Below are 21,134 nucleotides of genomic sequence, written 5' to 3' on the forward strand. Positions count from 1 at the left end.
CCTTGATGTCATTTAGACTTTGGAGCGATTTGGGGCGATTGGGCAAAGCCCACGCTTCGCGATCGCTTGAGGAAACTTGAAAAGCATCCGTCGCATAAGTCATAATATAGACTCCTGTAAAGGTTCAAAGGGCGATTGTTAAGTTTGCGAGACAAGGCAATCGCCCTTTGCTATTTAATTTATATGCTTTTTATGGCATTGTCAATATATTTTTGTGGCTTGTCAAAAAGTTGTTTTTGGCATATTATTAAGGTGTTAAAAGTAAATGAATTGCATCACATAATGAAAGCCGTTAACTCTAATGGCGGAATTGTGCTATACCTCTTTAGACTTATAAGAGAGACTAAAGAGGAAAAACTTATGGATATGTCTATAATCCACGAGAGAATGCGTGAATTAGGCATCGATCTGGCAGCACTAAACCGTCGATTTTGTCAAATCAGGCAGGCAAAAGGTGACGAAAAGGCTACGCCTGTTAATCGAAGAAATATGCTTCAAAAAGCATTGTCGAATGAAGGAAATCCGACTCTTGAAACATTTATTGATATAGTAGAAGCCTTGGATGGAGAAATATTAATTCAATGGAGAGACACAAAAGTTAGGAGATTTGGAGACAGTAAGGAGGTTGGGGACAAAGTATCTTAAACCACTTTCTTTCAGATATGTACAGAGATATTTGCATCAGAGACAAAAATGAGCAAACTTAGAAAAGGAGTAAAGAACTGAAAAAATGAATCTGCTGTTTCATGCATCATGAAACGCTACTTCCGTAACAATAATCTCATTTTTAATTATTATTTCAAACACATTTAAGAGGCGATCGCCCAAAGGTGGAAAGCGATCGCTTAGGCTTCTGTAATTTGCTCAAATACTTTGTGCTATTGTTATTGATTTTTCTCCCGATAGTAAAGAGTTGACATTACTCATTACTCGTCGAAAGCTTCAAAGAGTTTTTAAATGCGGTATCTCTTCAATTTACCGCTACATTTTCATGCGCTTAAGTATCAACAACTGATACAAAAATCTGAGGGGAATATGAACATGTTTGCAAAGCAACTTATTGATACCCTATACACACAAATCCAATTTCAACATCTACGGGAATGGCATGATAGCGGTGTTGATGCAGAGATAACCTATCTCAACGTCAAATCCCTTGAAGGCAGAACACCTTACGAATACTTGATTTACAGCCCTAAAATATCACGACGCAATGATGGACGCTTACGAGACGGGGATTTGAAAAAATATCGCCATATTGAACATGGTGGCTGGTGGTGTAACGGAGTTGACCCACTCGACGACTACAATCCCATGATGTGGGGGTGCTTCAAGCCGGACAAACCAAGGCGCGATACTCGCAAGGAGTCGCTTCGCGATCGCAATAAAATCCACAAGTATATAAAATACGAACACCCCTATAAAGAACCAACCAGAGCATTCTTTTTACAAGTATCACACCGGATTTGGAGAAAAATCTCAAAAAACTGCGGAATTGCGATCGCTCCCGAAGACTTAGAACATCCCAACGGTTTCTGGTACTGGGTATGGAAAAACAACGTACCAATCGTCATTGTCGAGGGAGCTAAGAAAGCAGCTTGTTTACTCAGTGCTGGGTATGCAGCGATCGCAATCCCTGGAATCAATGCTGGCTATAGACTTCCCAAAGATGACGATGGCAATACTATCGGTAAACCTTTTCTCATTCCAGATTTGAAACATTTTGCAACAACAAATAGACGAATTGATGTTTGCTTCGATCGCGATCGCAAACCCGAAACCATCAAAAACGTTAGAACTGCCATCAAACGTATGGGGAAATTACTGGCTGTTGAAGGCTGTGAAGTTAGAGTCATCGATTTACCGGGACCAGAGAAGGGAGTTGATGATTTTGTTGTTGCTCAGGGACGAGACACATTCGATGAACTTTACGACAAATCCGACACCTTGGATATTTGGCAAGTGAGGCTGTTTACGCTGCTGAATTATCAGCCTGCTTTGGAGTGCGATCGCCCATTCCTCGGACATATCCAAATCCCGGATACAGAGCGGCTTATCGTTCTTAAATCAGCAAAAGGAACGGGTAAAACAGAGTGGTTAACAGGTGAAGTTGCCAAGGCTCATGAAAATAATCGGAGGGTGCTAATTATTACTCATCGGATTCAGTTGGGTGAGGCTTTGTGCGATCGCTTCGGAGTTAATTACGTAACCGAGGTTAAAGACTCAGGAACGGGAGATTTCCTCGGTTATGGAGTCTGTATAGATTCTTTGCACCATCAAAGCCAAGCCAGGTTCAATCCCAACGACTGGTATAACGATACGGTCATCATCGACGAGTGTGACCAAGTATTCTGGCACTTACTCAATTCAGGAACCGAAGTAGCAAAACGACGGGTTGCTGTTCTCAAAAACCTCAAGTCTCTCATTCAGAATGTTTTGAGCAGTCCCCACGGGAAGATTTATCTTGCCAGTGCGGATGTGTCTGATTGCGATGTGGATTATGTGTTGTCCTTGGCAGGGGAGATAATAGTTAAGCCCTTTGTAATTGTTAACAATTATCAACCTCAATCTGGAAACTGCTATACCTACGAGGGGAGCAATCCCCAGGATTTGATTGCTGCGATCGATAAGGTAATCCCAGAAGGAGGGCATCATTTATTGTGTTGTTCCGCCCAAAAAGCCAAATCGAAGTGGGGAACGCAGGCATTAGAAGAACGATTTCGCCGCAAATTCCCAGAGTTAAGGATTTTACGAATCGATAGCGAATCCGTTTCTGACCCGTCACATCCTGCGTTTGGTTGTATTGCCCATCTCAACGAAATACTTGTCAAATATGACCTTGTTATCGCGTCACCGAGTTTGGAGACGGGAGTATCGATCGACATAAAAGGGTATTTTTCCGCAGTGTGGGGTATTTTCCAAGGTGTACAGTCTGCTAATTCCGTGCGGCAGATGCTAGCGAGGTTGCGGGAAACGGTCGAACGCCATATTTGGGTGCGAAGTAACGGCATTGGTATGGTTGGCAATGGTTCCACATCGGTAGGTGTGCTTTTGGCGAGTCAACATGCAGCTGCACGGGCAAATATTACCTTGTTGTCGCAGGCTGACAATGCAGATTACAGCATCGATGAGAATTTTCAGCCGGAATCTTTACAAACATGGGCGAAACGGGCTTGTGTGATTAATGCTCAGATGCGGTGTTATCGGGAATTTGTGTTGCAGGGTTTGGAGAAGGATGGTTATCAAATTATTGACGCGGATAAGGTTCCAGAGGAAGAATGCCACGGGGTTTATGATTCCGTCAAAGCCGCTTCTCTGGAGTTGTATGGGGAGGAGTGTAAGGCGATCGCTTCTTCCGAAACCATCTCCGACACAGAATTTAAGAAGTTGCAGGATAAAAAAGCTAAAACCAAAACCGAACGACACCAAGAACGGAAAGCTTTATTGAAAGAGCGTTACGGGGTTGAGGTGACACCAACACTTGTTGAGAAGGATGATAGTGGGTGGTATCCACAGTTGCGGCTGCATTATTTTCTGACGATGGGAAGGGAGCAACTTATGGAGCGCGATCGCAACCGGGCAAAGACTCAAATTGAAGTGGGCGATCGCGCTATTTGGAAACCAGATTTTAATCGTGGGCAGTTATTACCCTTGGTTTTATTACTGGAAGACCTGAATATTCGTCATTTTCTTACGCCTGGGGCGATGTATCGCGGTTCCGATGTTGAGTTGCAGCAGTTGAAGGCGACTGCGGTGCAGCATCGGCACATTATTCGGAATTATCTGAGGATTTCTGTGTCTGAGAAGATGAGTGAAGTTGCGATCGCTCAAACATTGCTTAGTAAATTGGGATTGAGCTTAACCTACGTCGGGCGATTTGGGGCGAGGGGAGAGCGGGAGCGAGTATATCAGTTTATCGAGCCGAAAGATGGACGAGACGTGGTTTTTACAAAATGGTGCGATCGAGCGATCGCGTAGCGAACCGTAGGTTTATCAGTGTCCACCAGTAATAAAACAGTATTTATGAACTACATGATTTGGACGCAAACTATCGGTTATTCCCCAAATTACTATCCAGGGGGAGTTGAGTATTTTGGCAAATGGCGCGATCACTGCTTTAGCTTCTCGCAGGGTAGGAGTCACTTCGTGAACGCAAGAATTTGGTGCAATGAGTTTTGTTGATTGGTTTTATGGAATATGCCCAGCCAGGAAGTATAATTCAGATTAAACTTGAAAAAATTTTCATATCAATAACAATTCATATTATACTCATGGCGAACAATGAACCCTAAAGATGTTGCCTCATCCTCAGACTTTTGCGCCCATCAACTCAAAGTTTTAGCAGATACAACACGTCTATCTGTTCTAAAAATTCTCATGGAGGGTCCTAAACATGTAGGGGAACTGAATTCTGTCTTACAGCTAGAGCAGAGTTTATTATCCCACCATTTAAAAATCTTGCGGGAGGCAGGTTTTGTGGAGGCGACACGAGATGGTAAGGCGGTACTTTACCATTTTGTACCCACGATTCGACAAGTCAACGCTGTTAAAGCAATTGATTTAGGCTGTTGTCTCCTCTCCTTTGAATAGAACTAGAATTTTTCGATGCAACGACTCAAAACCATAGCATTTATTACTGTCGCTTTCACAATTGGCTTAGGTTTACAAGCTTGTACCCAACCATCCCCAACAGCAACTCAACCAACCAATAAATTACAAGGAAGATTAGTTTTAACAGGCTCTAGTACAGTTGCACCATTGGCAGCAGAAATTGGTAAGCGATTTGAATCAGAGCATCCTGATGTGCGAGTAGATGTGCAAACAGGCGGTTCATCTCGCGGTATTGCTGATGCGCGTACAGGGGTTGCTAATATTGGGATGGCATCTCGTAGCCTCAAAGAAGAAGAAAAAGATTTACAAGGTTTTGCGATCGCCCGCGACGGAGTTGGCATAATTTTACACAAAGATAACCCAGTAAAATCCCTCTCCAATCAACAAGTTGTTGATATTTACACAGGTAAAATTAACAACTGGCAACAGGTTAACGGCAAAAATGCACCGATTACAGTTGTCAATAAAGCTGAGGGACGTTCTACCCTGGAATTATTTCTGAGCTATTTCCAACTCAAAAATAGCGATATCAAAGCATCGGTGGTGATTGGAGACAATCAGCAGGGGATTAAGACAGTAGCAGGTAATCCTAATGCCATCGGTTATATATCAATTGGTACGGCTGAATTTAGTAGCAATAACGGCGTGACCATTAAATTATTGCCCCTGAATGGAATTGCCGCCACCACAGAGAATGTGCAGAATGGGACGTTTCCCCTGTCCCGTCCTCTCAATTTGGTGACTAAAACCCAGCCCCAAGGCTTAGATAAAGCATTTATCGAGTTTGCACAATCGCCACAAGTCCATGACATTGTTAAAAACCAAGATTTTGTCCCCATCTCAAAGTGATATTTTTCTCCTGTGGATATTACGGAGTTTGGCTGTAATTACGGGTATTATCGTTATCTTAATCACCACATTCTTATTACTTGAAGCACTGCCGATACTGCGAGAGGTGGGATGGTTGCGTTTTGTGAGCGATCGCTCTTGGAATCCGGTGCAAGGACTCTATAATTTACTGCCCATGCTGTGGGGTAGTCTGTTGGTGACATTCGGTTCTGTACTATTTGCTGCACCTTTGGGTATTGGTTCAGCAATCTTTTGTCAGTATTATGCGCCGCCTGTAGTTGGGGGATTATATCGGCAGTTAATTAATTTACTAGCTGGTATTCCTTCTGTAGTTTACGGGTTCTGGGGTTTGGTTGTTCTTGTACCACTGATTGGCAAACTGCAACCACCAGGAGCAAGTTTGTTAGCGGGAATTGCGATTTTGACATTAATGATTCTGCCTACCATTGCCTTAACAGCAGAAGCCAGTTTTTCGGAAGTCCCCAACGAGTATTTACAAGGTGCAGCTGCCTTGGGAATTTCTCCCTGGGCAACAATTAGAAGCGTCGTTTTACCTGCGGCGAAATCTGGTTTATTTACTGGTTTAATTTTAGGAACGGGAAGGGCGATAGGGGAAACAATGGCAGTGTTAATGGTTTGTGGCAATGTAGTCCAAACACCCACCAGTATATTTGACCCCATTCGCACCCTGACAGCCAATATTGCTTTAGAAATGGCTTACGCGACAGGAAATCATCGTTCAGCATTGTTTGTCAGTGGTTTGTTATTAATGGGAGCGATCGCCATTTTAGTAGCTGTTACTGAAAGCATGAGTAGGAGAAACAGCTATGGCTAAAAAATTACCTACCCTTGTCTTTTGGGCGATCGCTTTATTTGTCACTGCCGTTTTCTGCTGGATTTTAGGTGATATCCTCTGGCACGGTGTCGGGCAAGTATCTTGGGAATTTCTGACAACTACACCGCGCAATGCTGGGCGTGAGGGGGGAATTGCCCCAATTTTGATTTCTACTTGTTTGATATTGGGGGTTTGTATGGCGGTTTCTCTCCCCCTTGGCGTTGGTACTGCCATACTGTTAGCCGAGTTTACCACCACTGAAAGTCTGTTTGGGCGTTTAGTAGGGCGCAGCTTAGATGTATTGGCAGGAGTACCATCGATTGTCTTTGGCTTATTTGGTAACGCCTTTTTCTCCATTAAGTTGGGATTGGGCTTTTCAATTTTGTCTGGTGGGTTGACTTTAGCTTGTATGGTGTTGCCGATTCTCATACGTTCTACAGAAGCAGGACTGCAAGCTGTTCCCAGTGAGTATCGCTTAGGGGCAGCAGCTTTGGGATTATCACGCACCACTACATTAGGGAAACTACTCTTACCAGCAGCGACACCAGGGTTAATTGTTGGTTTAGTGCTGGGAATTGGGAGAGCGATTGCTGAGACAGCAGCATTAATTTTTACCAGTGGTTATGTAGATCGGATGCCAGAGTCATTACTAGATTCCGGGCGATCGCTTTCGGTGCATATTTTTGATTTATCCATGAATGTGGCTGGCGGAGATGCTAACGCCTACGGCTCTGCCTTAGTGCTGTTGGTTTTATTGTTGCTGGTGAATGGTATGGCAACTTGGACAGCTAAGTTTTGGTTAGCGGGGAGGATTACACTATGAAGCCATCTCAACTCAGACAAAATTCTCGGTTATCTCTGCCCTCAATGCAAACCGAGAGATTGAGTTTATATTACGGGAAAAAAGCTGCTTTTACAGATGTCACCATGCCCATTCACGCCGGGAAGATTACGGCATTGGTGGGTCCTTCCGGTTGTGGTAAAACCAGTTTTTTGAGTTGTCTCAATCGCTTAACTGACTTAATCCCTGATACCAAAGTAACGGGAAGCATTCGCTTAGATGCTTTAGAAATTCTCAAGGAACGAATAGATGTAATTAACCTGCGTCGGCGTGTGGGTACAATCTTCCAAAAACCCAATCCTTTCCCCTTCTCCATTTGGAAGAATCTGGCATTTCCCCTACAAGAACACGGAATTAAAAACCGCGCCAAACTCGACTGGCTGATTGAAACCACACTGCAAGATGTCGGACTGTGGAACGAAGTTAAAGATAGACTGAATACTCCTGCCTTATCTCTGTCTGGTGGACAAAAGCAGCGATTATGTATTGCCCGTGCTTTGGTTTTGCAACCAGAAGTTTTATTATTTGATGAACCCTGTAGTGCGCTCGATCCGATTTCTAGTGGCGTAGTTGAGGATTTAATTGCCAGTCTGCGGGGAAGTTACACAGTGGTAATTGTCACCCATAACCTTGCTCAAGCTAGACGCATTGGTGATTACGCTGCCCTGTTTTGGGTACAAGCAGAAGTGGGAAGATTAATCGAATATGGTACAGTCGAGCAGATTTTTACCGCGCCACAGCACGATTTGACTGCTGCTTATGTAAATGGTATTCGCGGATAGTATTTACACCTTTTTAGCTTCAGCTTCGTATCAACTCAAGATATCTTAAATAAATGTTCAAATTAACAAAAATTTAATATCTATAACTCAATACGGTTCAGTTAAGGTGATCAGTCAATCGATTTGTTGAGAACCAAGATTTGGGGGATTCTCTCCCAAACCCCCAATTGGGAAAAGTTGACGGGGAGATGTTCTTCCCGTCAAACTTTGGACGGTTGCGTCTAGGCTGTTGACTCTGTGCCTTTTTTGGGATTTTGTTCATACAAAAAACGTGACTATTCACAAAGGCTGTAAAGCTTATTTAACTGGGCTTTTGATGGACAATTTGACGTCACGTACAAAATTACTAGAAACCGCTCAAATTTTAACAAAGTACACAGCCTAGGTTGCGTCCCCCAAGACCCCTCCAAAAAAGTTGATCTGTTTTATTGGCAGTAATTGATTTTATCCTTAACTGAACTGTATTGATCTATAACTTTCATTGGTAATAAATTTTACTACCAATAAAGTTGGTAGTCTAGTATCAGTAATTACCGGATTACACTCAACTGAGAATCGCTAGAATACTATCTGCGCGAACATCAGTAGATAAGTATAAAGATTTGCGGTCATTGAATTGCTTGATATTGGAGGTGATTGCTTTTCAAAAACTTAACATAAATCTGTAGTTTTCGCTACGTTTTTACCAACTATTTTGGTAAAAAATAATTACCATGAAAGTTGGTATATACTGATTGGTAAAATATTATGGCTCAGCAAAATACTTTTTCATTTCGATTTCAACGTACAGTTAAAATTGGAGTCATTTTAGTAACAGGACTAACGCTAAATTTATTTAGCAGTCATTCCCTCTATGCCGCAACAGTGATTAAAGATGCAGTGTTGGGTAAAAACTTAATAGTTAATGGGAATGGGGAGCAAGGTGGTTGTGATGCAGTTGGTAATGCTGTAGGTTCTTCTATACCTAGTATTCCCGCTTGGAAGACAACTGGTAGCTTTAGTGTTCTTTGCTACGGCGCAAGTGGTTTTGAATTTGTGAATAATCTAGGTCAAACAGTTAGTGTCAGTGGGCTTCCCAATGCCAACAGTCCTGGACCAGATAATCGAGGCAAAAATTTGTTTTTTGGTGGTGCTGATAGAAGTTCTTCCAGTGCATCTCAGTTAATAAATGTAACTGACCTGACTTCAATTATTGATACAGGTAAAGGTGCTTATGATTTGGCTGCTTGGTTAGGCGGATATGCGACTGACCAAGATAATGTGCTGCTAAGTCTTGATTTTTTAAACCAAGATGGTTTGTCTTTGGGTAAAACCAGCATTACTTCTCCTACTCCGGAAGAAAGAAACAACACTACAGGTTTATTATTTAAGTCTACTCAAGGTATTCTTCCCGTCGGTTCACGACAAGTTAATGTTGTTTTGAATATGAACTATGTGCGGGGACGTGTTAATGATGCCTATGCTGATAAGTTATCATTTGTAGTTACTCAGGTTCCCGAACCATCAACAACTTCTGGCTTTGTAGTTGCTGGAGCAATGCTTGTGATGTTGAAACTGCGACAAAAACGCCGTTTAGTTGGAGTAGAATTTTCTGAAGTTAGCAATGCTCCACAGAGAGCATACAAAGGGTAATATTCTTACCCTTTCATTTCCTGCTGAAACAATAAATTACTAATATCAAATAAAAGCTGTATTGTCCCACGATAACCTACTCTAGGAAATTGCCCGTGACCTAAACAATCAAAAATAGGAATCCCCAGACGATAGAAAGGGATACTTAAGCGTTGTGCTAAAGCATCCCCGTGAGAATTAGTAATTAGCAAGTCAGAACCACTAGCAAGTTGCTCCAAGTCTTCTAAATCACCAATTGTGACACTAGTTATTGGCAGTTCTTCCAGTATTGGAGAGCGTGTAGTTGTGATGCAGCAATGAACCTGCATTCCCATTGATTGGAGAAAACAAATTGTTGACCATAGTAAATCTGGCTCCAGTGCTAAGGATACTCTCTTGCAGCCAAAGTAAGGATGAGTATCCACCATCACATTTTGCAATTGATAGCGTTGCTGTCGATACTTTTCTGGTATAGCTTTACCGCTAATATGTGCCAAGGTTTGCAAAAATTTATCTGTGGCTTTTAGCCCCGTTAGTTCTCTAAAAATCTCGTAGGGTGTAGAAAACTTTTTTCCTAAAATTTGCGCTGCACCCCGCATACTTTCACCCAAAGCCAAAGTACAGACAGAATTACTAATTACTCGCAATTGTTCTAGAGTTGTGCCAGTAGTGCTAATAGAACTGTGGGAGTTTTCTAGATGACTACTTAATGAGGCTCCCAAGTCGGGTAGGATAATGGGATTAAGTCCAAAATCCGTAATTATTTCTTTGATTTCCTGGACATCTCCTGGGGTGAAAGCAGAACTTGCCAAAATAGTAATTTGCTTAGAACAAATATTTTGCTTCTCAGCTTTTTGGGGAATTGTTTTCACTATACTTTCCACCACAGCCGCAAAACCATCTTGTAATGCACCTTTAAAATCTGGCGTGGAGACAAGTACAATCGGTAAATAGTCCAATTCTGGATGACGGTGACGAATCTCCTTAACAAAGCGTCCCATATCATCCCCCCTAGTTTCCATCAATCCAGTGGTACATAAACCGATAATTTCTGGCTGGGATTTCTCCACCAAACTCAAGATTGCTGCTTCAACATTTTCCTCACCACCCAAAACGGTGGCAACTTCTGTCATCGCTGTTGTCGAGAGGGGTATTGAGGAACGTAAATGTCTTGCTAATATGACTTTAGTTAAAGCTGCACAACCTTGGGAACCATGTAATAAGGGGATTATTCCTTTGAATCCCAAAAAGGCTAAAGCTGCACCCAAAGTTTGGCTTTGTTTGAGGGGATTTACCGCAACCGATGTACTTGTAAGACTGACAATTGCCATCTTTATACCTCCTCATCCCAAGGATTGGGTTGATGTAGTTGTTCCCATATAGGGTTGGAAAAAGCTGCATACAGTTCTTTGGTGATTTCCAACATCCCTACATAGCCTGTATAGGAGTAATTCCGCTCACTATTGATGTCAAGGAAAGAAATACCAGTTTTAATGGCACTATATTGGTAATAGCGATCGCTAATCAACATATCCCCTTGATTTTCGTTAATTATTTGCTGAATCTCTTCAGGACTACCACATGGAAAAATTATCCTTTCCCCACCTAACAAAGTTTTAATTCTGGTTTGCCCATCCTCATTAATATCCCTTGTGATGATGGGTATAACTTCCATTCCCAGTTTTTTAGCTGCAAAAATTATCAACCAACTCTTAAAGCTGCCAATATCTAAAACAATCCGCTTATTTTTCAATTGAGCACGATATATAGCCAGTTTCTCATCTAAAGCAGCAGTCTCTTCTGTAATCAGCTTTTCTGTTTGCTCCTGTAAATCTGCATTACCCAATTTAACCGCAATATTTCGCAGACATTGATTCGTATTTTCTACACCGTAAAAAGACTCTTCAATATAGGGAATATCAAACTTTTTCTGCATCCTCTTCGCCATACTGCTTAGAGGTTTAGAGGACAGTACCACATTCAGCTTGGCACGATGGGCGTAACAAATTTCTTGATAACGAGCATCACCCGTAATTTTTGCTAAAACTCGGATACCCAATTTTTCCAAAAGCGGCAAAATATTCCAGATTGCCCCAGCTATATTATATTCACCAATCAAGTTAATATCAAAATCTGTAGAAACATCAGGCTCTGCTGTACCAATTACATGTTCTAATAAAGCTTGAGCAGCAACCCGATGACCTAAACTTTGAGCGCCGATAAATCCTGGACAATGTACTGGAATCGCGGGGATTCCGGTTTCTTCCCTCACATCTCGACAAACACCCTCAATGTCATCACCAATCATCGCGGTGATACAAGTTGAATAAACAAATATTGCAGATGGTTTGTAGCGTCTTTGCAATTCGAGAATGCCTTTACGAAGCTTTTTTGCTCCCCCAAAAATGATATCACTTTCTTCAATTTCGCTAGTGAAGCGAGTGTTGGAAAGTGTGGAATTAGAAGAAAGACTAGTTAAATTCCCCCACATACTACTAGCACAACCACTTGAACCATGAACTATGTGAACGGCATCACTTATTGGTAGTAGGGTAATCATGGCACTATCAAAAACACAACCCCCTTGAACTATTCCTGGTTGGGATAGAATAGAGGTCTTTTCCTGGTTTTGGATATTACTTTCATGCCCAAATGGAGTAGGTGAATTGTTCATTTGTCTTGGGTTAGATTTCATATTATTGTGATTATAAATTAGAAAATTTTTGATAGATAAAACAGTAGTATTTTTAGCATTCTTCTTAAATTTAAACTTAGGTAATAGCTAACAGTTCAATATAACTTGTGAAACTAGCAAACTAAATGTAAAATTTCTAAGATAGGTAATTGTGTTGAAGATTTATTTTCCCCTCTAAGGCAAGTTTAGCATACAAATTTCTCATCTATTTACTAAAGTAAAATATATTTGCAGAATGTCAAAAATTCTTACTTCAGTTAGATGCTGCTTAAATGCTGTTCACATGATTTCAAAACTCGGGAAAATGTATGGCAAAGCTATCCAAAAAATTGTATTTTTTAAGTCCGAACAAAAGCGTATATTTTATCACCGTAGGTATTATCAAGCTGATTACAGGATGCACAATAATATGATTTTCTGTAACTCCCTCAGTTTTGAATATTCCAGCAAAGTAAAACCCACCCGAAGTTCGGGTGGGCTGTAACTTCATAAGGAGATATTTTACTCTCCGTAATGTGGGCTGATAACCTTACCTTGAAACACCCGGTAAAGATAGGCATTGTAGAACAATATAATCGGGACGAAAAACCCGATGAAAGCAATCATGAAGGTTTGGGAACTCAGGGAAGAAGAGGCTTGATAAATTGTGACTTGGAAGGGAATTATATAAGGAAATACCACAAAAGCCAAGGACAAAATTGTGATCAAGAAAACTGCAATTGTCCAGACAAAAGGCATCTTTTCTTGACGACGATTGAGACTACTCATTAGTAGTGCCATCGTACCTGTTGCAATAAAAGGAATCGCTTCAAAAATCAAAAGTTCTGGTTGATGAAATACCTTATTCCGAATAGATTCGTAGAACATAGGTGCAGCAAACGTCAATGCCAATGCACCAAGGAATGTAGTAATAGCGCTAAATTTGGCAGTGGTATAGTGATATTGTTTTAATTCACCTTCTGTCTTAGAAATTAGGTAAGTAGAACCGATTAAAACATACCCTTGAACTACAGTTAACGCCACTAATATTGATGGTAAATTCAACCAATCCCAAGTACCACCAATAAAATTCCCAGATGCATCAACTTTAATTCCGGCAATCACACCACCTAATACTAATCCTTGGGAAAAAGCTACAAGCAAACTACCACCACCAAAACCCCAGTTCCAATAGGTTTTATTGATAGAATGTTCGCGGAATTCAAAGGCGACAGCACGGAAGATGAACCCAATCACCATTAGGGTAATGGGGATATACAATGCGTTCATAATAGTCGCGTAGGCAAGGGGAAAAGCACCATACAATAAACCTCCCGTACATACCAGCCAAGTTTCATTGGCATCCCAAACAGTGCTTAAAGTATTGATAATTATCCCGCGACGTTCTTCGTTTGCAGCAGTCAAAGTGAGAATTCCGACACCTAAATCAAAGCCATCTGTGATGAGGTATAAGCTGAGGAACAAGGCGACAAGTCCGAACCAAAGCAGTGGTAAAGTTGTATTTACGGCTTCCATGAAATCTCCGGTTTTGTGGTATCGATAGTGACACTTTCGGTAATATGTTCTGTTGTACTGCCCTGTAGTAAAACATGATTGGGCAAAGGTATTTCTAAATTTGGACCCTGGCGAATAATCCGGCTACCAAAGTATAAAGCGCAGCCAAGTAACAGTAGATAGATACTGGTGTAGGCAATCAGTGAAACTAGGACATTGCTAGCTGGAACATGAGAAACAGCATCGGCAGTACGAATTTGTCCGTAAACAATCCAAGGTTGTCTGCCAACTTCTCGCACCATCCAGCCAGATTCCACAGCCACGTAACCCAAGGGTGCAGCAATCATCCAAGCACGCAGCAACCAGGGTTGTTGAGTAATATTTTCTACAGCTAGCTTACCTCGCAACCATTGGACAACACTTACTCCCATTAAACCGAGGAAAAAGAAACCAATACCTACCATGATGCGGAAGGTATAAAATATTAAGGAAACTGCATGGGGTCGATCTTGAGGTCTCCATTCATTTAAACCAAGTACAGGTTCGGAAAGTTTGGGCTTCATTTCCAAAACCAAGCCTAAGCCACTTGGTACACTGAGTGCCCAGTTATTCTTACCTTCTTTAACATTTGGCGCGACTAAAACATTCCAAGGTGCAGACTCACCTGCGGGTACGGTTTCCCACAAAGATTCCATTGCAGCCAATTTGGTTGGTTGATTATGGTAAACTTCTTCACCACTGAGATGACCAACAAAAATCTGTAGTGGCGTGACGAGAATTGCTAATGCGATCGCTGTTTTCAAGGACTTGCTGAAAAATGCTTGATGACGTTTGTTGAGGATATACCAAGCGCTGATACCACCGATGACAAACAAAGCTGTTTCCAGAATTGCCAACACCATATGAAACCAACTATTCAAAGCTGCGGGGTTAAAAATGGCTTCGAGGTAACTGTGAACCAGGAATTTACCATCAACCATTTCCCCACCTGCTGGTGTTTGCATCCATGAGTTGGCAACAATAATCCAGAAAGATGAGAGAGTTGCACCAATTGCCACAAATATAGTTGCTAGTAGGTGCATAATTGGTGGAACCCGGTTCCAACCATAAATCATAATCCCTAGAAATGCAGCCTCTAGCATAAATGCCATCGTACCTTCAAAGCCCAAAATACTGCCGAGAAAGTCACCAACAGCTAGAGAAAATGGTGCCCAGTTTGCCCCAAATTCAAATTCAATTGCGACACCAGAAGCAACACCCAGCCCAAAATTGAGAATATATAATTTTGACCAAAAACGCGCATGACGGTAAAAGTCAGGATTTTTCGTTTTTAGCCAGAGTATTTCCATAACGACTAAGTACCAAGACATCCCAATTGTCAGGATGGGCCAAAACATATGGAATATGCTAGTTACAGCAAATTGGATACGTGAAAGCATCACTGTATCTGTGAGCAAACTCATTATTTGTCCTCCAAGTTAATTGCTATCAGGTAAGCTTGACAGACCTAAATATTTAAAGAACCAAAAATCATCAATTTTTTCGCTATCTCTTGTAACTGACGAGTAGAATTGATGATTAATAATTAAACTCTAACAAAAGTAATTACTTTTATGATTGATACTTCATGTTTCAGATATCTAGACTCACTAAGTCTGACTGATAATATTTTGATTTAAACAGATATATACACCTCTTTTCTGTATTTAATTCAACTTTTCAATATCCGATATATCATCTAATAATCAGTAAAATATCTCTTTATATTTAGGTATTATTATCAGATTTTAATGCAAATAAAATATGACAGAGTGTCGAATATATATCTATGTTAAAAGAGTTTAAAAGAATTGGATATATGATTCTAGTTTGACAAGTTGTCTGTTGATATCTTCAATCCAATATGATATTAAGATATAATCATCTTGGCTATTAGAAGCAGTATAAAACATATATTATACTGCTAGCCTTTTTTGATTGAGTTGCCAGCTATAAAAATTAGTAATATTTATTCAGTCCAATGAATATGCTTGGAACGGAAAGCCCTTTCCCAATCGTTAGCAATGACCTCCATCATATTAATCATTCCCTCATAGCCAAAATATGGCTTATCCAGATAGGTTTCTCGATTGGTGGGGCTAAATACATCAAAAGCAATCTTGATATCTAATTCCTCAGCCATATATTTTTCCCATGCTGAACCTAAGACTGCATCAGTATTGACTTGCTCTAAAGCATTTTTGATTTGATATCCATCGGCAGAAAATACAACTTTTGGAGAAATACCCATACTTTGTAATTCTTGCTCTAGAATTCCACGAGCTTCTGGCATTGCCGAACGAAACAACAAAAGCTCTGGAATCATTTCTAATTCTTCAAACAACATTCGTACTAAGCCAATACCGATTGTGCCATCAGCAGATACAGCTACTCGACAATTGCGGTATCGAGGAATAATCATTAATGCTCGCCGACGTAAAGTATCCACCACCATTTCTTCACCTTTTTGAATGATGGGTTCTACTTTTTTTTCAACTCGGAAATATTCTGCTAATGCCCTCAACCAACGAGTAGTATTTTTCACACCAATTGGTAAAGGTATATCATTCAAAATCACAGGTATATCATGGGTATTCTGCATTTTTTTGGCAAACTTATAACCCATATCATGACTGAGAATAATATTGGCAGAAGCATGACCTGCATTTTCAATATCTTCAAAGGCTGTATTATGGCTAAATACTGACTGTACCTTAATTCCTAAAGATTCTAGAGTCTCAGTCACCCATTTTAAATCTGCCCACCAAGTTGGATTAATATTTGCTTGCGGGGCGATGATATTTACACTTTTGCGTTTACGTTTGCGGTTATCACAGGTTTTTTCTTGTTTTTTGATAAATGGAAGTAAAGCTTCCAAACCCATATTTAAACCATCATATCCATTACCCCGAAATCCACCAGCTAACATTGGCACTAACTTCGCATTAATTTCTGGTTGCAGGTTTTTACATAATGCTTCAATATCCTCACCAATGATATCAGCAGCACAAGTACCAACCACAAACATAACCTTAGAATTAAAAGATTTATCTGCTTCTTTAATTAAATTTTTCAGTTTCTCGGATGCTCCCATGACAATATCTGATTCAAATAGGCGAGTACATCCGACTTTCCTTTTAGTAAAATCAACCTCATGAACATCATACCCAGCCGCAACCGTTGACGCGCAACCTTGGGGAGAGTGAATTACAATACTGACATCTTGAATTCCTGCAACTGTAGTCGCAATTCCTTCCAAAGCGCAACCAACAATTGGGTCTTTACTGTGGTCGCAATTTTCAAATTCTATTCCAGCAGACATTTTTCTCTCCTAGTGTCTCAATACTTTTTTGTATGTGTAGTTTGTAGTAGAGCTTTAGCACTCTGGTTCCATTGCTATAGATGCGGACGGAGCATTTAGCACTACTACAGATAATCTATTCGTTGAAGCATTTACCCCGTTTCTTCTGAGGAGCATATACTGTACAGTCGGGTAAATCCTGTGCTAATTTTCCAGTGAGCGATCGCGCTGATGATAATCCGGAGTTTTTGGGGAATACCATTTGTTTGGTCAGGGAACTACGAGGTCTAAAACCATATTCCAGAGCAGTTTTAATACATCTGGCAACCTTCAAAGCTCCGCGATAACCGAATCTCGGACGGTTTAAAATTGCGTTCAAATCGACAACGGGAATATGGGGAAAACTCAAGGAAGAACCAAAATATACCACTGATTCCGCATCCAAACCACCGATGAAACTCAACAATTCATCTTCGGTTTGTTTCATCGACTCATACTTACCAAAAGCCAATGTTCCTTTTGTAATCAAGATTTCCGGGTCTAAACCTGTTTCTAGGAGGTAGTCAATACTTGTTTCCCTTGCTTCCGTACTCCAGGGATGGAAGTTATAAATTACTGCACGCATCCCAAAGTCCCGTTCCAACATATGGGCTATGGACAAGCATTTAATCGCGTCATGTCCTTCAATAATCGCTAACTTACCTTCAATATATTTCTTTGCTGCTTCAAATTCTGTCTTAATGGCAGCATATTCCCTTTCCATTAAAGCAGCTGCTTGTTCCTCCATACCCAAATATTTAGCTGCTCCTTGCAACCATTTCTCTGTGGCACTAATACCATAGGGAAGAATAGTTGAGTTCATCGGCGTACCAAATTTATCGTACATAGCTTGTGCCATCGGATAGCCAAGGTCTAAACAGAGGGTACAATTAACCGCTACACTCGCTGCTTGCTTTAACTCCGCTAAGGTACAGTCACCTGCAATTACACTGTGAACCTTAGCCCCCATCCCCGTAATTAATCGTATCAGTTCCTTAACATCGGTTTCCACCTCTGTCCTTTCTGGACCCATCTTTGCGCCAACGATGTTCACTGCATCCGCTAGTTGAGCTTTTCTTTCTGGGGTCGGTGGCTCCATAAAGTCTACAATTTGCCGAAATACCAAGTCAAATCCACTACGATACTCCCCAGCAAAGCCTTCACAGTGTATCGTCATAATTTCCGATTGGATTTGGCTTTGAGCTTTTTTGACCACATCGTCAACACAGTCGCCAATAATACCAGTGGCGCAACTGGTAGCAACGACAATAGCATCAGGTTGATATTTTTTATCAACCTCTAAAATCGCCCCGTATAGTTCTTTTTCTCCACCAAAAATCACCGCTTTCTCACTCATATTCGTGGTGACAACAGCTTCATAGGGAGAACCACTATTACGGCTATTAGTTAGTTTATATGCCCGTTTCACACCATAAGCACAGCCACTAGGACCATGAGAAATCACGATCGCATTTTTAATCCCGCTTAAAATCTTAGTTGCAGTCCAGAATTTGCAGGGACGGGTATGACTACCTTGCAAAGAAGTTTTAATCTTACCCTCTTTTGCTAATTGATATAGTTCGCTTAAATGCCCATAAAATACGACATTTTCATCCATGTTTGTTTTTGGTGTTGTAGTCATAATAGTTCTCCTAATTTTTCTGTAAATCAGAAACCAGGCTACTAAGATACTCTCAATGAGTATTGCCTGGTTTAAAATGGACTGCACTATCGTTGAAAAGCTGGGGTAGCAGCCATTAAACTGTTCCCCATGCTCCAGATTTTTACCAAACGTTGAGAATCCACTCGCGATCGAGCTTAAATTCCATATCAGAGAACAAGGCGTTAGCAATGGTGTCCCCTAACCATTCCGCACCTCGATAACCAATGACGGGGTTTTTCCACAAACCAGCACGGTCAAAGGTGGGGAAGCCAACTCTCACCATAGGAATCTTATGATCGATCGCAATATATCGACCTTTGGAATGACCTAGAATTAGGTCAATATCACCTCTGTCTTTAATTCGACGTTCTAATTCCCACAAGTCTGCGTTCCAAATGACTTCAATGTCATACTCAGCTTGGTTCGATCTCTTTTCTAATTCAGCCAATCTGGGGTCTTGGGATGGGGCTTTATTATCATCACCTAACAAAAGCATGACTGGCTCTAATTCAACTTCCAAACAGAACTCAGCCAAACCGATTACCAAATCGGGGTCGCCGTAAATAGCAACTTTCTTGTTGGCAAAGTACATGTGAGCAAGGTCAGCTAAGGAGTCAATCGCTTTACCCCGTTCTACCATTAAGGATTCTGGAATTGCTTTACCAGTTAGTTTCTTGATATTTTGCAGCCAGGTGTCGGTATTTTTAATCCCAATTGGTGTGGGACCAATGATTGCCGGAACACCAAACTCGTCTTGTAAGAATTTAGCCGCATTACCACCTTCATACTTGCATAACGCAATGGTTCCCACTGCATTGGCAGAATCAGCAATATCTTCGATAGTGGTATTACCAAAGGTAAAGCTGTTTTTATCTGGCATGGTGGGGGCGTTGAAGGTTTCGGTATCTAGTAAGATATTCGCGTCAACTCCCATTTCACTGAGAATGTGTTTAGCTTCAGTCACATCACCAGGGTTAACCCAGCCAGTGATAATGTTTAATTTTCCAGTTGGTTTACCTTTTTTAGCCAGGTTGGTAATTAAAGATTGCACACCAGCATCATACCCTGTCACCTGACTACCCCGGTAACTGGGAGTATGTACAGGAATCAAGGTTACTTTGCGATCGGGAAACTCTGCTTTTAGGTATTTATTGAGCTTGTTGATTGTTCCTTCTACGTCATCCCCAATTGTTTCGGTAGAACAGGTGGTAATGATAGGAATGAGGCGCAAATCAGGATATCTTTGTACTAGTGTTTTTACACCTTCCTCAATCCGTGGCATCCCACCAAAAACTGCACTTGTTTCATGGAGTGAAGAAGAAGCAATATCAAAATTCTCTTTCAGGTGTTGAGCAAAGATGAGGCGAACAAACATACTGCAACCTTGTCCACCATGTACCAAGGGGATACAATCTTTAACACCGATGGTTGCATATTCTGCTCCCGCAGGTTGACAGGTAAAGATAGGATTAATTACCCCAGTCCGTTCTTTCTTTTTGACAGCTAAAGGCATCTGAAATTAACTCCTAAGTAATGTAGATATGACGTACTAGGTGTGAAAACTGGGTTAGGAGTTGAAAGCTAGTAGTAATGTTTTCTATCAAACCTAACCCAATATCTAGTTAGTTTGCTGACTTGTTGTATTTATTACCCGATATCTTCATTTAGAAGAGGGAATAGATACTGCAACTAAATTGAGAGTTTGCCCTATGAATGCTTCAATCGCCAAGCTTTTGTTAGTTAGTAAAGGGAGTGGTGCAATTCACCATTGAGTGAGCCAGAAATAGTAATTGCACTCAACTTTTGTTTCACAGACTCCAGAACTTTGTTCACCTGGGTTTTATCCAACTCTTTGATCCAAGGCAAGTTACGTTTGAGTTCAGATACCAGAATTTTCGCATCTGCGTAATGTAACTTGTCGGTGAGTGTTTCCAAAGTGGGTTTTTGCCCAGTTAAAATTTCAGCAGTTTTCTTGATTACGCCATTGATATTTTCTTCCCGATCCCATGAACGAGAGTGGAATTGCCACAAACACCGCTCTTGAATATATGTGGTAATGTTCTCAACTTTCTCACTCAATTCTTCGGCTTTTAATGTTTTAGCTGCCGGAGCTTTTTGGGGTTCATCATTGCAGATATCAAAAGCAGCAAGTTTCATCAAAGGTGAGTAAATAGCGTTGTACATATCCCGCGCCATATTTACCGCACCCTCAAATCCCATGTAAGGACCATTGTGATAACCATGTCCATTCACATAAGGCAAGTGCAATTTCTTCACTAACGCACCCACACGAGGTCCTGTCAGAACCAAATCTGGTTCCACCATATCCAATACCTCGAAAAACTCCAACTCATTACCATCATCAATGTAGACT

General features: G+C 41.0%; 16 protein-coding genes. 8 read left to right on the top strand and 8 right to left on the bottom strand.

All coding sequences use genetic code 11. The features are described 5' to 3' along the window. The first annotated feature begins 144 nt into the window (after positions 1 to 144). From VB733_RS25310 to VB733_RS25345, 8 genes are all read left to right on the top strand, one after another. The gene (locus tag VB733_RS25310; protein ID WP_323342817.1) at positions 145 to 645 is read left to right on the top strand and encodes a hypothetical protein; all 501 of its coding nucleotides are present in this window, start codon (positions 145 to 147) and stop codon (positions 643 to 645) included. Positions 646 to 1,041: 396 nt separating this feature from the next. Then, complete coding sequence (locus tag VB733_RS25315) at positions 1,042 to 3,978, top strand: plasmid replication protein, CyRepA1 family (RefSeq protein ID WP_323342818.1); 2,937 nt, start codon at positions 1,042 to 1,044, stop codon at positions 3,976 to 3,978. 303 nt (positions 3,979 to 4,281) lie between these two features. After that, positions 4,282 to 4,590, top strand: coding sequence for a metalloregulator ArsR/SmtB family transcription factor (locus VB733_RS25320; RefSeq protein WP_323342819.1), 309 nt, complete (start codon positions 4,282 to 4,284; stop codon positions 4,588 to 4,590). Positions 4,591 to 4,605: 15 nt separating this feature from the next. Continuing rightward, the gene (locus VB733_RS25325; RefSeq protein ID WP_323342820.1) at positions 4,606 to 5,460 is read left to right on the top strand and encodes a phosphate ABC transporter substrate-binding protein; all 855 of its coding nucleotides are present in this window, start codon (positions 4,606 to 4,608) and stop codon (positions 5,458 to 5,460) included. Continuing rightward, positions 5,417 to 6,295 carry a phosphate ABC transporter permease subunit PstC gene (gene pstC, locus VB733_RS25330; protein WP_323342821.1) on the top strand — a complete coding sequence of 293 codons (879 nt, stop codon included), beginning with the start codon at positions 5,417 to 5,419 and terminating at the stop codon, positions 6,293 to 6,295. The genes VB733_RS25325 and pstC overlap by 44 nt, the downstream gene beginning before the upstream one ends. Continuing rightward, positions 6,288 to 7,118: a phosphate ABC transporter permease PstA gene (pstA, locus tag VB733_RS25335; protein WP_323342822.1), complete on the top strand. Its 831-nt coding sequence runs from the start codon at positions 6,288 to 6,290 to the stop codon at positions 7,116 to 7,118. The genes pstC and pstA overlap by 8 nt, the downstream gene beginning before the upstream one ends. Beyond that, entirely contained in the window at positions 7,115 to 7,918 is an 804-nt protein-coding gene (locus VB733_RS25340; RefSeq protein WP_323342823.1) for a phosphate ABC transporter ATP-binding protein, read from the top strand. The genes pstA and VB733_RS25340 overlap by 4 nt, the downstream gene beginning before the upstream one ends. Positions 7,919 to 8,665: 747 nt before the next feature. Continuing rightward, positions 8,666 to 9,550 (top strand): PEP-CTERM sorting domain-containing protein, encoded by an 885-nt coding sequence (locus VB733_RS25345; protein ID WP_323342824.1) that lies wholly within the window; start codon positions 8,666 to 8,668, stop codon positions 9,548 to 9,550. A gap of 5 nt (positions 9,551 to 9,555) precedes the next feature. Here VB733_RS25345 and nifN read toward each other — a convergent pair whose 3' ends face one another. The 8 genes from nifN to vnfG form a co-directional block, all read right to left on the bottom strand. Further along, complete coding sequence (nifN, locus tag VB733_RS25350; RefSeq protein WP_323342825.1) at positions 9,556 to 10,860, bottom strand: nitrogenase iron-molybdenum cofactor biosynthesis protein NifN; 1,305 nt, start codon at positions 10,858 to 10,860, stop codon at positions 9,556 to 9,558. Between the two features lie 2 nt (positions 10,861 to 10,862). Next, positions 10,863 to 12,203, bottom strand: coding sequence for a nitrogenase iron-molybdenum cofactor biosynthesis protein NifE (nifE, locus tag VB733_RS25355; RefSeq protein WP_323342826.1), 1,341 nt, complete (start codon positions 12,201 to 12,203; stop codon positions 10,863 to 10,865). 522 nt (positions 12,204 to 12,725) lie between these two features. Then, positions 12,726 to 13,739, bottom strand: a complete 1,014-nt coding sequence (cydB, locus tag VB733_RS25360) for a cytochrome d ubiquinol oxidase subunit II (RefSeq protein WP_323342827.1) — start codon at positions 13,737 to 13,739, stop codon at positions 12,726 to 12,728. Beyond that, positions 13,727 to 15,181, bottom strand: coding sequence for a cytochrome ubiquinol oxidase subunit I (locus tag VB733_RS25365; protein ID WP_323342828.1), 1,455 nt, complete (start codon positions 15,179 to 15,181; stop codon positions 13,727 to 13,729). Before VB733_RS25365 ends, cydB begins: the two co-directional genes overlap by 13 nt. 545 nt (positions 15,182 to 15,726) lie before the next feature. Then, positions 15,727 to 17,079, bottom strand: a complete 1,353-nt coding sequence (locus VB733_RS25370; RefSeq protein WP_323342829.1) for a nitrogenase component 1 — start codon at positions 17,077 to 17,079, stop codon at positions 15,727 to 15,729. A 115-nt stretch (positions 17,080 to 17,194) separates the two neighbouring features. Then, positions 17,195 to 18,739, bottom strand: a complete 1,545-nt coding sequence (locus VB733_RS25375) for a nitrogenase component 1 (protein WP_323342830.1) — start codon at positions 18,737 to 18,739, stop codon at positions 17,195 to 17,197. A 142-nt stretch (positions 18,740 to 18,881) separates the two neighbouring features. Then, positions 18,882 to 20,273 carry a V-containing nitrogenase subunit beta gene (vnfK, locus tag VB733_RS25380; protein WP_323342831.1) on the bottom strand — a complete coding sequence of 464 codons (1,392 nt, stop codon included), beginning with the start codon at positions 20,271 to 20,273 and terminating at the stop codon, positions 18,882 to 18,884. 227 nt (positions 20,274 to 20,500) lie between these two features. Further along, on the bottom strand, positions 20,501 to 21,134 hold a 634-nt coding region (vnfG, locus tag VB733_RS25385; RefSeq protein ID WP_323342832.1), incomplete at its 5' end, for a V-containing nitrogenase subunit delta.

The sequence above is a fragment of the Calothrix sp. UHCC 0171 genome, from assembly GCF_034931845.1.
GTDB lineage: Bacteria > Cyanobacteriota > Cyanobacteriia > Cyanobacteriales > Nostocaceae > Brunnivagina.